A 14,205-nucleotide genomic window follows, 5' to 3' on the forward strand; every position below is an offset into this window, starting at 1 on the left:
CGTGTCCGCACGCTGCAGCGCATGCGCCACCGTTACCAGCACGCGCTTGCCGTGCAGCTGGCGGGCGAACTCACGGATAAACGCCGCGCTGACGCCACAGATATCGGCTGCCATCCGGCATCGCGCACCGTGCCATCCTCTTCGCCGCGGATATAGGCCACCAGCTGCGGCCAGCCCACGGTGTAGCGCGCGAGAAACGCCTCATCGGTGAGGCGTTCTTCAATCAGTACCGAGAGCAGGCCCAGCATAAAGGCCGCGTCGGTGCCCGGTCGCAGCGCCAGCCACTCGCCCTGCGCCTCATCGGGCAGATCGCTCTGCAGCGGACTGATCGAGATAAAGCGAGCGCCGCGCTGCGCCGCCTGCTGCATAAAGCCACGTTCGGTGTGCTCGCTGAGCCCGCCGCTTGCCACCTGCGAATTTTTCAACGCCAGCCCGCCAAACGCCAGCACAATCTCACTGTGCCGCGCAATCTCTTCCCAGCTCACGCCACGCCGTGCGATCTCATTCATATCACCGACGATATGCGGCAGCAGCACGGATGCCGAGCCCGAGCTATAGCTGTTCACCGAGCGCACATAGCCGCCCATCACGGTATTGAGGAAGCGGTGCACCTGGCTCTGCGCGTGGTGGAATCGCCCGGCGCTGGACCAGCCGTACGAGCCGCCAAATATCCCCTCCGGACCATATTGATCGCCCACGCGCTGCAGCTCGCGTGCAGCCAGGGCATAAGCATCCTCCCAGCTCACCGCCACATACTCATCGTTGCCACGTCGCGCATCCGGCCCCGGCCCGTTCTCCAGCCAGCCGCGCCGGATCATCGGCTGCGCGACCCGTGCCGGATGATTAAGGGCGGTATGGAAGTTTTGCAGCAGCGGGCTGGGATCGGGATCGCCTGTGAACGGTTCGATGGTCAGCCGATCGCCCTGCTTTCGGGCGGTAAAGGCGCCCCAGTGGGCGCTGTGCATCACCGGTTTTTGCGTCATCGTATTTCCTGGGTCAAAAATGAAAAAACGGTGCTTAAAGCACCGTTGCAATAAAGTTTCTTACGCGTCCGTTGTCCGGATCGTCGAGCACCTGCTGAGTCGGGCCCGCCGCGACAATTTTGCCGCCTTCCATAAAGACAATGTTATCGGCCACCTCGCGCGCAAAGCCAATCTCATGCGTCACAATCACCATGGTGATACCGGAGTGCGCCAGCTGTTTGATCACCTGCAGCACTTCGCCCACCAGTTCCGGGTCCAGCGCGGAGGTTGCTCATCAAACAGCATCACGCCGGGGTCCATCGCCAGGGCACGGGCGATCGCTACGCGCTGCTGCTGACCGCCGGAGAGATTTTGCGGCCACTCCTCTTCACGGCCATCCAGCCCGACCTGGCGCAGCAGCGACAGCGCTTTGCTGGTGGCCTGCTGACGGCTCTGCTTCTTCACCCGTACCGGCGCATCAATGATGTTCTGCAATACGGTGCGGTGCGGGAACAGATTGAATTGCTGGAACACCATGCCGATCTCTGCGCGCTGGCGGGCAATCTCGCTGCTGCTCAGCTCATGCAGCGCCTGGCCTTTTTGCTTATAGCCAATGATCTCGCCACCGATGCGGATCGTGCCGCCATCCAGCTTCTCCAGATGGTTGATACAGCGCAGCAGCGTAGATTTACCGGAGCCGGACGGCCCGAGAATCACCGTGACCGAGCCTGCCGGGATATCCAGATTGACCTCATCCAGAATAGTGACGCCAGAGAAACGCTTGGTCACCTTGCGTAGTGCGATCGCTTCAGCCATTGCTTACGCTCCTTTCTGCTTTTGCCGCTGAGAAACCAGGCAGCGACTTCAGCAGGCTGCGCTTTTCGCGACGCGTAACGCCGCGGCCAAAATAGCGCTCGACATAGAACTGACCGATGGAGAGCACGGAGGTCATCAGCAGGTACCACAGCGTGGCAACCAGCAGCAGCGGAATCACCTCATAGGTGCGCTGATAGATGATCTGCGCTGAGAACAGCACATCCTGCAGAGAGATCACCGACACCACCGCCGTGGTCTTGAGCTGACCAATAATTTCGTTGCCGGCAGGCGGCATAATGGCGCGCATCGCCTGCGGCAGCACGGTGTGACGGAAAATCTGCGCCGGGCGATACCCCAGCGCGCGTGCGGCTTCCAGCTGGCCGTTACTGACACTCTGAATACCGGCGCGCACAATTTCTGCCGCATAGGCTGACTGGTGCATCACCAGGGCGATCACTGCAGCACTGAACGGGCTCACCAGTGCATTGGACTGGGTGCTCCACAGTTCACCTAAGCCCGGAATCGATAGCGAGATGGTGGGATAGAGCGCGGCAATGTTGTACCACAGGAACAGCTGCACCAGCATCGGCACGCCCCGGAAGAACCAGGTATAAAACCAGCTGACGCCCACCAGCACCGGGTTAGATGACAGACGCATTAGCGCCAGCACCGTACCAAACGCAAAGCCCAGCACCACCGAGATTGCAGTGAGCTGCAGCGTCATCAGCACGCCCTGCAGAATAGATTCGCCGGTAAAGTTTTCCGCAATCACGCCCCATTCGAAGCGTGGATTGTTAATCATGGAGTGCGCCATCGCCACCACGCACAACAGCACCACCAGCGCACTCAGCCAGCGTCCGTAGTAGCGCTTACCGACGATTTTCAGATCGTCAGTGTGGTCGTGAAGATCACTCATTGAAAGATTTCCTGGTTACGTTTTGATTCCGCTAACGCACCGAAACCGATGCCCCAGTTATCGAGGATCTTCTGGTAGCTGCCATCTTTGATCAGGGAGTTGAGCGCGGCCTGCACGGCAGGCTCCAGCGCAGAGTCTTTCTGGAACGCGACCGAAACCGGCGCATCGTGAACGGTGATTTCGCCGCTCATGGTCAGCGGTTTGATCACTTTCACCTGCCACAGCAGGCCTTCATACGGGCCAAGGAACATCGGTACGCGGCCACTCACGACAGCCTGCACGCCCGCCGGACGATCCGGGAAGATAGAGACTTTGATTGGCTTCTTACCCGCAGCTTCACAGGCCTTGCTGGCCTCTTCCAGACGGGTCACCTGCGTCGTACCAGAGCCTGCACCGATTTCTTTACCGCACACCTCATCCAGCGTTTTGAACGGTGCGATATTGGCGTCTTTGCGCGAGATAATGCCCAGACGGCTGGCGTCGTAATAGCTGACAAAATCGATGATTTTGGCGCGTGCCGGGGTGGCATTGATGTTTGAGAGCGCCACATCATAACGGCCAGTTTTCAGGCCAGGAATAATGTTGTCGAAACCGCCGGTGTCGCGCCACTGCACCTGGATTCCCAGACGCTCGCCCACGGCATTCATAATATCAATCTCACGGCCCGCCAGCGTTTTGTTGTCCTCTTTATAGAAGGTGGTAGGCGGCGTGTTGGGGTTGGTTCCTGCCACAATATAGCCCCGTTTCGCCACGTCCGCAGGCACCAGGCTTTTCAGCGCCGGATCGGCCTTCACATGTAAAGAGCTCTCTGTCGGGACGGATTGGTCGGCGGCAAATGCGGTATGCGCACTCAGAGCAAGTGCGAAAAGGGTAATGCCTTTTGCGAGTTTCACTGGAACCTTTCTCCTGATATTAAAAAGTTTCCCGGCAGGGAAAAGGCGTTGAGGTAGCGATGTATTTTTCACTTCTTTTACCGCGTGATAACCGCGTAGCGGGAAGCATTGTCATCCTCGTAACGTCCTTCCGCCATTCTCTGGAAGATAGGCAGCGATCACAAATGCAAAAAACAGATATCTATTGCCGGAATCCGCAAATAGAGAAAGAGAGACGGAGTGCCGTACGTTCAGCCCGGCTGTATACTGCACCACCTGATGCTGAATTCAGATTTTAACCCCGAAAAAATAGAGAGTTACTGCACGGCCTCGCCTGACAATAATTGACAAAGCTGCCTGCTTTTCCAGCAATTCTGCCTTAAATGTAAAGAAACGCGCTTCACATATACAATGCGAACCATTCTCATTATCATGCGCATTTGCTTACAAATGTAAACACCTCAGGGAGATGGTATAAGTGAATGTAACCGTGTGTGGCAAAAAGCGTCCGATGGCGCTGTTTCTGGCTGGATTGTTAACCTCACCCGCTTTTGCTGCGGAGCCGACAGAAAAGCTGGCGGATGATGAATCAATGATTGTGACCGCTGAGCAGGAGCTGAAACAGCAGCCCGGCGTCTCAACCATTACCGCTGAAGACATCAAAAAAAGCCCGCCGGTGAACGACCTCTCTGACATCATCCGTAAGATGCCCGGCGTTAACCTCACCGGCAACGGCGCCAGCGGCAGCCGGGGCAACAATCGCCAGATCGATATCCGCGGCATGGGACCGGAAAACACCCTGGTGCTGATTGATGGCGTGCCGGTCACGTCCCGTAACTCCGTACGTTATAGCTGGCGCGGCGAGCGCGATTCACGCGGTGATACCAACTGGGTGCCGCCGGAGATGGTAGAACGAATTGAGGTGATTCGCGGGCCAGCCGCCGCGCGATACGGCTCTGGCGCTGCAGGCGGCGTCGTGAATATCATCACGAAGCGTCCAACCAATGACTGGCACGGCTCACTCTCTCTGTTTACCAGCCAACCAGAAGATGACAAAGAGGGCGCGACAAAACGCACGAACTTCAACCTGAGCGGTCCGCTGGCGGGCGAAGCGCTGACCATGCGTCTGTACGGCAACCTGAATAAAACTGATGCCGATGCCTATGACATCAATACCGCGCAGAATGGCTCTTACGCCGCCGGCCGCGAGGGCGTGCGCAATAGAGATATTAATGGCGTGCTGTCATGGAAAATGACCCCTACGCAGATCCTGGATGTAAACTATGGCTACAGCCGCCAGGGCAATATCTACGCCGGTGATACGCAAAACAGTAACGGTAATAACAGCGCAGGTGGCCTGGTCGAATCGTTATATGGCAGCGAAACTAACCGCCTGTATCGCCAAAACTACGGCCTGACCCATAACGGCATCTGGGACTGGGTACCTCAAAGCTCAATCTCAGCTATGAGAAAACCAACAATACCCGGCTTAAAGAGGGCGCGGCAGGTAGCGTCGAGGGAATGATTAACAGTGAGGAGTACGCCACCAGCCGGCTGGAGAGTTACCGTGCCGGCGGTGAAATCAACTTCCCGCTGCAGCTGCTGGTGGATCAAACCGTTACGCTCGGCGCTGAATGGAACCGCGATGAGCTGAATGATCCGGCATCGGTACAGGCTACCAGCGCAACCGGCGTCGATTTTGGTGATGTCTCCAGCAACGGCGCAGAGCGCGACAGCAAGAATAGCGCTACTCTCAGCTCGCTCTATTTTGAAGATAATATTGCGGCAACAGACTCCACTGAAGTGATCCCTGGCGTGCGCGTCGATTAACACGATCAGTTTGGTGCGAACTGGAGCCCGAGCCTGAACATCTCACAAGGTCTCGGGGATTACTTCACTCTGAAAGCTGGCATCGCGCGCGCGTTCAAAGCGCCGAACCTCTATCAGTCGACCGAAGGTTATATTCTGGCAACAAGAGGCAACGGCTGCCCGATTGGCTTGACGCAATGCTATCTGTTGGGGAATAAGGATCTGGACCCGGAAGTCAGCGTGAACAAAGAGGTGGGGCTGGAGTTCAGTCATGAAGGCTATGTTGCCGGCATCACCTGGTTCCGCAATGATTACAAAAATAAGATCGTTTCCGGCACCACGCCGGTCTTTGCAACCAACAACTACAACCTGCTGCGCTGGGAAAACGGTGGCAAGGCGATCGTCGAGGGCCTGGAGGGTAACCTCACCGTTCCGCTGATTGCCGATACGCTGGAGTGGCGCACCAACGCCACCTACATGTTCCGTTCAGAGAGCCGCAAAACCGGTAACCCACTGTCGGTGATCCCGGAGTTCACCATCAACTCACAGCTGGAGTGGCAGGCAACGCAGGATCTCAGCGCTAACATTAACTGGACGCAGTATGGTCGCCAGAAGCCGCGTCAGTATGCGGAAACGTCACTGGAGAGCAAACGCGGCCTGTCGCAGCGCGAAATCAGCCCCTACTCCGTTGTGGGTCTGAACCTCAATTACGACATCACCAAAAATCTCAGCGCTAACGCCGGTATCAATAACCTGTTTGATAAACGCGTTTACCGTGAGAACGCGGGTGCTTCTACCTATAACGAACCGGGCCGTGCTTACTATGCTGGCGTGACCATGTCCTTTTAATCCGGGAGCGGGCGGCATCAGCCGCCCTTACTAACCCCGCCCCGCAGCCCTTTCTCACTGATTTTTCATAAAAATCTGAACCGGATCACAGCTTCAAATCTTTCACTCGCTGTCCGCCAGGTTTGATGGATTTACGTCAAAAAACGCCTGGCTGCCGGCAGTGGCGCACGGTTACTTTTTCGCTATCTACAGTGGAGATGGCGAACATGATTAAAGAGACATTTTACCGTGCCGGACAGCCGGCACCCCGACTCGGCGTGAGCCCGCTCTCGTGGGCCAATGAAGTGCTGCACGCGCTGGGCGCGGGAACCGACGCACAGCGGTGCCTGCAGGAGGCGCGTCAGGCGGGCTTTCAAGGTGTTGAGATGAGCCGTCTCTTCCCACGGGAGCCGGGAGCTTTACGAGCGCTGCTGGCGCAGCATCAGCTGCAGCTGATTTCCGGCTGGCACGATGGCTTTCTCACCGAGCGCAGCGTCGAACAGGAGCTGGATGCCGTACATAATCACGCCAGCCTGCTGCAGGAGAACGGCGCCAGTGTGATGGTCTACGGCGAATGTGGCTGGATGGCGGATAATGCGCTGGATGTGCCACTCAATAACCGCCGTTTGCTGCCGCATGATGGCGTGCAGGCGTATGGCGATCGCCTGTCGGCCTTCGCCGAGGCGCTGTTCGCACAGTATGGGCTGCGTCTCGCCTATCACCACCACCTCATGATGGTGGCCGAAACCCTGCCGGAGATTCGTGCGCTGTTTAGCGCCTGCTCACCGGCGGTCGGTCTGCTGCTGGATACCGGCCACGCCACGTCAGCCGGTTTCTCTTACACCCAGCTGCTGGAGGAATTTGCCGATCGCATCTGCATATCCACCTGAAAGATGTCCGTCTTGATCGCCTGCAACAGGTACGCGCGACCGGCATGAGCTTCAACGAAGCGGTACTGGCAGGCATGTTCACCGTGCCCGGCGACGGCGGCATTGACTACCGTCCTCTGGCGCAGTTCATTGCCACGCAGGGTTATCAAGGCTGGCTGGTGGTGGAAGCGGAGCAGGATCCGGCTAAAGCGCCGCCGCTGGAGACCGTTACCCGTGCACAACGCTATGTGACGCAGCACATTTTACCTGCACAACGCTAAAGGAGATCGAAAATGGCCGGAGCACCACTGAATGTTGGTCTGATTGGTTCAGGCTTTATGGGTCAGGCGCATGCCGATGCCTGGCGACGTGCTGGTTTGTTGTATCGCAACCTGTCCCGTCAGCCGGTACTGCATACGCTGGCGGACGCGTCGCCCGCGCTGGCTGAAGAAGCCGCGCGCCGGTTTGGTTTTCTGCACGCGACCGCAGACTGGCAGGCAATGGTCAATCATCCTGACATCGATATTGTCGATATCACCACGCCAAACAGTATGCATTTCGACATGGCGCTGGCGGCAATTCGTGCGGGCAAGCACGTTTACTGCGAAAAACCGCTGACCGTTTCGCTGCAGGAGGCGCAAACCCTGACGCAGGAAGCGGAACGCGCCGGTGTAAAAACCATTATGGCGTTCAACAACATCAAAACGCCGGCCGCGCAGCTGGCGAAACAGCTGATCGATCGCGGTGACATCGGCACGCTGACCCGCTTCCGTGGCTGGTTCGATCAGGGCTTCTTCAATGACCCCAGCCTGCCGTGGAGCTGGCGCTGCTCACGCCAGCAGGCCGGTTCCGGCTCGCTCGGCGATCTGGGCTCGCACGTGGTGAGCGTGGCGCAATATCTGATGGGCCCGGTAAAGAGCGTGGTCGGGCAGGAGCAACTGTTTATCGATACGCGCCCGGCCGCCGGCGGCGGCTCCGGCTATGGCGCGCAGGCGGATAACCATGCCGCGCGGCTGGCGGTGGAAAATGACGATCAGTTTCAGGCGCTGGTGACCTTTGAAAACCGCGCCGGCGGTGTGATTGAGTCGTCACGCATCTCGGCGGGCAAAGTGTTTGGCATCGCATGGGAGGTCTCCGGCACGGAAGGCACCATCATCATGGACGGTGAGCGCTTCAACGAGTTAAAAATTGCCCGTTACGGCGATGCAAAGCACGATCGCGGTTTCAAAACGCTCTATGCCGGATCGCAGGTGGAGCAGTTTGGCGGCTTCTTTGGCTTCGATTTTGCCGGCGGCGGCCTGGGCTATTTTGATGTCAAAGTGATTGAGATCTATGACCTGATTAAGGGCCTCAGCAGTGACGCCGGATGCTTCCCGGACTTCCGCTTTGGCCTGGAGAATCAGCAGATTATTGAAGCGATGGTACGCTCGTCAGCCAGTGGCCAGCGTGTAGAGCTCGCCAGCCTGCGCGGTTAAGCAAAAAACGCTGCCAGCGCCTCTGCCAGCGCCTGCGGTTGCTCATCCGGGATGAAGTGACCGCAGTGGGCGATCTGAATGCCGGTTACCCACCGCACGGTGCCCGGGCGGCGGTGTTGCCGTTCCGGGGCTGGCAGAAAGCGCAAAGCAAAACCGCGCAAGGCGGCGCGGTGTAGGATAACTTTCGCAGGGGTTACTTGCCTGGCCTGCCCTGCGCGGAGGCGGCCAGTACGCCCGGATGCAGATGCACGCCGGAAACGTCCGTAGTTTCCCGCGCTTTGTGCAGGTCGCAGGCGGCCTGCATGGATAACCAGAGGCGCGCCGCAATACCCAGCCCCGCCTCCAGCCGCACCGCCATTTCCGGGCTGACCGATGCCTTTCCGCTGGCAACCTTACTCAGCGCAGCGGCGGACACGCCCAGCTCTTTCGCCAGCGCGCGCAGGCCGATATTGTTATCTTCGATGTACTCGGTAATCAGGCCGCCCGGATGCGGGGGATTGAACATTGCCATCAGTGGTAGTCCTCCAGGTTAAGAATATAGGCATCACCGTCCGTGAATTCAAAGGTGATGCGCCAGTTAGCCCTGACCGTGATGGAAAAGAGGTTTTTCCTGTCGCCTTTCAGGGGGTGGAAACGAAAGCCCGGATAGTTTTTAAATTCATCAATTGAAATCGCTTCATCGATGACCAGCAGACGGAGCCGGATGCGTTCTGCGTCCTTTGCCTGTACGCCGCTGATATCACCCTTTTCAAACAGCTTCTGTAATCCCTTGTGCTTCCAGCTTTTAATCACTTTTTAGCTCCGTGTTTCCTGTCGAGAAACAGTATACCATATGTTTCTCGTAACGAAACATCCAGTGCTGCCCATGTGCTTCGATTGCAGACAGATTTCCCCTGCCACTTCACTGGCAAGATCTCCGGCGTAAGGCTGCAGGATTCCGAGGCCGAGCCGCGCGAGCTGGCGGCATTGCAGTGACAAACAGATCGTCTTACTTCTTCGCGACAGGTTTAAGTGCCCGGTTGAGATCCTGAATCCGCTTCATGGTCTTTACCGTACGCGCCGCGGTAGCGGATGCCACTGACAGAATCAGCATCTCCAGGCACACCAGCACCGTACCGTGCAGCGGCATCCGGCCATTTTCCCCACCGCGCGGCACGTTGATCACCACATCTGCCTGCCTGGCAAACGCGGAATCCAGCGCGTTGGTGAGTAAAATTACCGGCATTCCCAGGCGCTTTGCCTCTTTTAAGGTGGTCATCCCTTCGCGATGCGCCGATTTCTGCGCCATCATGATCAGCACATCACCACGTTGTAAGGTGATCAGCTGCTCTGCCAGCGCGATGCCGGCCCGGTTCAGGGTGACCGCCGGAATGCCAATGCGGGTAAACAGGCGTGCACTGTAATCGGCCAGGATGCCGGAGGCATTAATGCCAAACAGCGCCACCTGACGCGCTTCGATCAGCAGCGCCACCGCGCGGGCAACCGCCAGACGGTTCTGTGGCTCCGCCAGGGCCTCGCAGGCGCGCTGATGGCCACCGAGCACAAAATCGATACCGGAATTAATGTCGCAGGAGAGTTCGCTAATAGTGACGCTCATCTTCTCTTCAGAGTTCATCGCCGGCCCAAACCAGGCGGTGAGCGTGGTTTTTAAATCGCGCAGCCCGGCAAATCCCAGCGCCTGTACGGTACGCACCACGGTAGCGTCTGACGTTTGCGTGGCCTCGGCTATCTCCATCGCCGTTGCGTCAAGCACCTCTTCCCGGTTTTCATGGATATAACGCGCGACCGTTTGCAGGCTGGCCGAGAGTCCCGGCGCACGCGCACGGTAGCGATCGCCAAGCAGATCGACCCGCTGTTTGATTCTGTTTCCTGCCATTTTTCCTTCACTCTTTCGCGTCACGCGGTTAGCGCTGTAGTGCAATATCATCACGCTACGGTGATGATCACCGCTAAGAATCGCCAAAAGTCGCGATCACTCTGCAGTGGTAAATTATCACTAAATATTGATAAATAAGATATTTTATGGGTAAAACTCATACCTGACATTACCAGCATCATGCTGTAGCGGACGCGTTATCATTTTCATTTACTACTACAATATTCCATGTTTGAATGATTCTCAATTACATTTTTACTGCGTCATCCAGTGCGGCCAAAACGTTAACGACGCCAGCGTCATAGTGCGGAACGAAGAGTCCGTGATAACACCAGGTTTATAATAAATGCATAACAATCAGCCATTCGCGTTTAAATCTCTACGTCATCCAGCCATTCTTGCAGCGATCTACGGCGTCAGCGTATTGGGTTCCGGCAGCAGCGTGGCTGCTGAACCAGATACGCTGACGGTCTCCGCCCGCGAGAGCAGCGCTGACGAGGGTTACAGCGCGGCGCACAGTTCGGTTGCCAGTAAAACGCCCACCGCTCGCGTCGATGAAGCGCAGTCTGTCAGCGTAGTGACGCAGCAGCAGCTGGAGGATTATCAGGCAGCGAACCTGGCGGACGCGATGCGTTTTGTCAGCGGCGTGAGCGAGGGCAATACGCTGGCGGGCACCGAGGATGGGTTTGTGCGACGCGGTTTTGGTGGCAATTCAGATGGCTCGATCTACCGCGACGGCGTGCGCAGCAGCCAGGGGCTGAACTTTGATGCCACCACGGAGCGGGTAGAAGTGCTGAAAGGCTCGGCGTCGCTGCTCTACGGTATTCAGAATCCGGGCGGCGTTATCAATGTGGTCAGCAAAAAGCCGCAGTACCAGTGGCAGACAAAAGTCAGCGGCCGTGCAGCCAGCGAAGGCGGCGGCGCAGGCACCGTTGACGTCACGGGGCCGCTGGGTAACGGCTTTGCTTTCCGGCTGATTGCAGAGAAGCAGAATCAGGATTACTGGCGCAACTTCGGCCGCGACAAACATACGCTGATTGCTCCTTCACTGCAGTGGTACGGGGAAAAAGCCAGCTTCCTGATAAGCTATGCCGATTACCAGTATGACATTCCCTACGACCGCGGCACTGCATTCATCAACGGCAAACCGCTCGACATCGGCTATAAAGATCGCCTTGATGACAAAGCCAACCACGCGTGGGGCCATAACAAAACGCTGAATGCGCACTATGACTGGCAGTTCAGCGACGAGTGGCGCACCCGCGTGACGCTCGGCTGGAACCAGCGTCAGTACGATAATAATGAAGTGCGCGTCACCGCCATTAATCCTGCTACCGGGGCAGTAACGCGCCGCGCGGACGCCAACCGGGGCTTCAACCATAAAACCAAATACGTAGCGTGGGATCTCATTGGCTCGCAGGAGCTGTTGGGTATGACGCACGATGTGGTGTTTGGCACCGATTATGAGATGAACCAGACTTACCGCGCCCACCAGTTTCAGGGGAGAGCCAATAGTGGGTTTAACTACTTTGATCCGCAGTACGATATCTCTTCGCCGGTCACGGATAGCACCACCGAAAACCGCGCCAATGCGAATCTGCTGAACCGTATTCATAGCCGTTCGCTCTACGCCAAAGACAGCATAACCCTGAGCGATAGCTGGATTGCCGTGCTGGGCGGACGTTATCAGCACTACGAACAGCGTGCCTCAAAAGGCTTCAACCCGGAGACAGAGACGCTGGATAGCGACGGCAATAAATTTCTGCCGCAGGCTGGGCTGATTTATAAAATCACGCCGGATGTTTCTCTGTATGGAAGCGTGAGCAAATCTTTTACACCTTCAACGGATGTTGATGACGATGGCAATGTGGGCAAGCCTGAGCAGGGAACAACGTGGGAAGTGGGCAGCAAGTGGCAGATTTCACCGAAGCTGTTTGCCAGCGTGGCGCTCTACCGCATTGATGAGCGCGATATGTCGCTCAGCATCAATGGCAGCACGCGGCCAATCAACAAGGCGCGCTCCAGCGGGGCTGAATTTGAACTGAACGGTGAAGTGCTGCCTGGCTGGGATATCAGTGCCAATTATAGCTTTGATAAGGCAGAGATAGTGGATGATGGCATCAATGCGGACAATAACGGCAAGCGGCTGCAAAATGCGCCACGCCACGCGGGTGCGCTCTATCTTAGCCATGCGTTTAGCGTGAACGCTCTTCCTGGCGATTTCCGGGTGGGCGGCGGCGCGCGCTATGTTGGCAGCCGCGCCGGCGATCCGGATAACAGCTTTACCCTGCCGGATTACGTGGTCGCTGATAGTTTCATCGCGTGGAATAACGCCCTGTGGGGTCAGAAAACGCAGCTGAAACTGAATCTCAACAATCTGTTTAATAAGCACTACTACACCTCCAGCGGCGGTAACCTGCGGGTACGCGAAGGAGAGACCCGTAACCTGATGGTCGAGGTGAGCGTTGCGTTCTGATACAGAGTTATCCCCTGGCATGCGCCGCGCACCTGCGTTGCTGAAGCCGATGCTGTTTGTCTGCGCCTGTTTTCTGCTGGTACTCAGCAGCGCGGCGCTGGCAAAGAGGGTGACGGATATTGATGGTAATCAGGTTGAGATCCCCGACCATCCGCAGCGGATCGTGCTGGGTGAGAGCCGCATGCTCTATACCCTGGCGTTGCTGGAGCCGGGCGACCCGTTCCGGCATATCATTGGCTGGCCTCGCGATCTGCTGAAGTACGATAGCCAGACATGGAACAGCTTCGCTCGCCACTTTCCGCAGATGCTAAAGATTCCATCACTGGGCAACGGAGGACCAAACGCCATCAATCCGGAGCAGATCCTGGCGCTCCGGCCTGACGTGGTGATCCTGCCGAGTCTGGCGCGCTATGACGATGCCGATGTGCGGCTGGTGAGCATGCTGAAAGCCGCACATGTGCCGGTGGTAAAGATCGATTTGCGTGTACACCTGTTACAGAACACGCGCCGCAGCGTGGAAATTTTCGGCGAGGTGTTGAATCAGCAGGCACGTGCGCAGGCCTTTAACCGCTTTTACGACGCGCATATGCAGGTGATCCGTCAGCGGCTGGCCGACTTTCAGGGCCGCAAACCAACGGTGCTGTTGCAACTGCACTTGGGCCGCCGCAACGAGTGTTGCGTGACGGCCGTGAATGGCAGTTTGGGTGAGCTGCTGACGCTGGCCGGCGGCGAGAATATTGCCGGCAAGACTCAGCATGGGGTGTTCGGACGTTTGAGTGAAGAGGCGGTGATCGCTGCTCAGCCGGATTACTACTTTGCTACCGGGTTTGGCGCAAACGATGCGCAGGGTTTACTGAAGCTTGGCCCGGACGTCGCCCCGGATGCGGTAGTGCGCAGTTTCCGTCAGCTTACCGCGCAGCAAAATGGCCTGCGCGAGTTAACGGCGCTGCGTAACGGTCACTCCGCCGTATTGTGGATGAATTTTTACCTGAGCCCGTGGCACGTTGCCGCCACCGAGTTCATGGCGAAGACGCTCTATCCGCAGCTGTTTGCTGATATTGATCCGCAGCAAACCCTGGAGACGCTGTTCCGGGATTTTCTGCCCATTCCTTACAGCGGCACGCTCTTTATGAACATTCCCCCGGCGCAGTAGTGTATTGTTTTTATAGCGGACGACAGATTCAGGCCGTGCTCCAGCCCTCGTAGTGGCGACCCGTCAGGGCCGCCACTCCAGCGTCTGAAGCTTAGGGTTAAGAAACAGCGACGACGATGATGAGGGAGGAAGGGACAGTGAGATAAGCCCGGA

At 57.4% G+C, this 14,205-nt stretch carries 10 protein-coding genes and 4 pseudogenes; 6 read left to right on the forward strand and 8 right to left on the reverse strand.

Features of this window, described 5'->3' with window-relative positions; all coding sequences use genetic code 11:
* The 4 genes and pseudogenes from HA48_RS20525 to HA48_RS20540 form a co-directional block, all read right to left on the reverse strand.
* Positions 1 to 983 (reverse strand): annotated as a pseudogene (locus HA48_RS20525) (molybdopterin-dependent oxidoreductase); the annotation flags it as partial.
* 34 nt (positions 984 to 1,017) lie between these two features.
* Positions 1,018 to 1,778: pseudogene (locus HA48_RS20530) on the reverse strand (amino acid ABC transporter ATP-binding protein).
* Positions 1,771 to 2,694 (reverse strand): amino acid ABC transporter permease, encoded by a 924-nt coding sequence (locus HA48_RS20535; protein WP_128602971.1) that lies wholly within the window; start codon positions 2,692 to 2,694, stop codon positions 1,771 to 1,773. The pseudogene HA48_RS20530 and the gene HA48_RS20535 overlap by 8 nt, the downstream one beginning before the upstream one ends.
* Complete coding sequence (locus HA48_RS20540) at positions 2,691 to 3,587, reverse strand: ABC transporter substrate-binding protein (RefSeq protein ID WP_128602972.1); 897 nt, start codon at positions 3,585 to 3,587, stop codon at positions 2,691 to 2,693. Before HA48_RS20540 ends, HA48_RS20535 begins: the two co-directional genes overlap by 4 nt.
* A 490-nt stretch (positions 3,588 to 4,077) precedes the next feature.
* Between HA48_RS20540 and HA48_RS20545 the strand changes: the two are divergent.
* From HA48_RS20545 to HA48_RS20555, 4 genes and pseudogenes are all read left to right on the forward strand, one after another.
* Positions 4,078 to 6,224, forward strand: a pseudogene (locus tag HA48_RS20545) (TonB-dependent siderophore receptor).
* A gap of 125 nt (positions 6,225 to 6,349) precedes the next feature.
* Complete coding sequence (locus tag HA48_RS20550) at positions 6,350 to 7,093, forward strand: TIM barrel protein (RefSeq protein ID WP_341864995.1); 744 nt, start codon at positions 6,350 to 6,352, stop codon at positions 7,091 to 7,093.
* A 44-nt stretch (positions 7,094 to 7,137) separates the two neighbouring features.
* On the forward strand, positions 7,138 to 7,353 hold the full coding sequence (locus tag HA48_RS22895) for an IolE/MocC family protein (protein WP_425270677.1): 216 nt from the start codon (positions 7,138 to 7,140) through the stop codon (positions 7,351 to 7,353).
* Positions 7,354 to 7,365: 12 nt separating this feature from the next.
* Positions 7,366 to 8,547, forward strand: coding sequence for a Gfo/Idh/MocA family protein (locus HA48_RS20555; RefSeq protein WP_128602973.1), 1,182 nt, complete (start codon positions 7,366 to 7,368; stop codon positions 8,545 to 8,547).
* Here the strand turns inward: HA48_RS20555 and HA48_RS23000 are convergent.
* The 4 genes and pseudogenes from HA48_RS23000 to HA48_RS20575 all read right to left on the reverse strand — a co-directional run.
* A pseudogene (locus HA48_RS23000) lies at positions 8,544 to 8,636 on the reverse strand (alpha/beta fold hydrolase); the annotation flags it as partial. The gene HA48_RS20555 and the pseudogene HA48_RS23000 sit on opposite strands and share 4 nt — an antisense overlap.
* A 104-nt stretch (positions 8,637 to 8,740) precedes the next feature.
* Positions 8,741 to 9,058 carry a HigA family addiction module antitoxin gene (locus tag HA48_RS20565; protein ID WP_128602974.1) on the reverse strand — a complete coding sequence of 106 codons (318 nt, stop codon included), beginning with the start codon at positions 9,056 to 9,058 and terminating at the stop codon, positions 8,741 to 8,743.
* Positions 9,058 to 9,339 carry a type II toxin-antitoxin system RelE/ParE family toxin gene (locus tag HA48_RS20570; protein ID WP_128602975.1) on the reverse strand — a complete coding sequence of 94 codons (282 nt, stop codon included), beginning with the start codon at positions 9,337 to 9,339 and terminating at the stop codon, positions 9,058 to 9,060. The genes HA48_RS20565 and HA48_RS20570 overlap by 1 nt, the downstream gene beginning before the upstream one ends.
* 196 nt (positions 9,340 to 9,535) lie before the next feature.
* Positions 9,536 to 10,423: a MurR/RpiR family transcriptional regulator gene (locus tag HA48_RS20575; protein ID WP_128602976.1), complete on the reverse strand. Its 888-nt coding sequence runs from the start codon at positions 10,421 to 10,423 to the stop codon at positions 9,536 to 9,538.
* A 346-nt stretch (positions 10,424 to 10,769) separates the two neighbouring features.
* Between HA48_RS20575 and HA48_RS20580 the strand changes: the two genes are divergently transcribed.
* Both HA48_RS20580 and HA48_RS20585 read left to right on the forward strand, forming a co-directional pair.
* Entirely contained in the window at positions 10,770 to 12,899 is a 2,130-nt protein-coding gene (locus tag HA48_RS20580; RefSeq protein WP_128602977.1) for a TonB-dependent siderophore receptor, read from the forward strand.
* Between the two features lie 19 nt (positions 12,900 to 12,918).
* The gene (locus HA48_RS20585; protein ID WP_244182916.1) at positions 12,919 to 14,052 is read left to right on the forward strand and encodes an ABC transporter substrate-binding protein; all 1,134 of its coding nucleotides are present in this window, start codon (positions 12,919 to 12,921) and stop codon (positions 14,050 to 14,052) included.
* Positions 14,053 to 14,205: the final 153 nt, after the last annotated feature.

Origin of the sequence: Pantoea wallisii (assembly GCF_002095485.1) — a bacterium.
Classification (GTDB): Bacteria; Pseudomonadota; Gammaproteobacteria; order Enterobacterales; family Enterobacteriaceae; genus Pantoea; species Pantoea wallisii.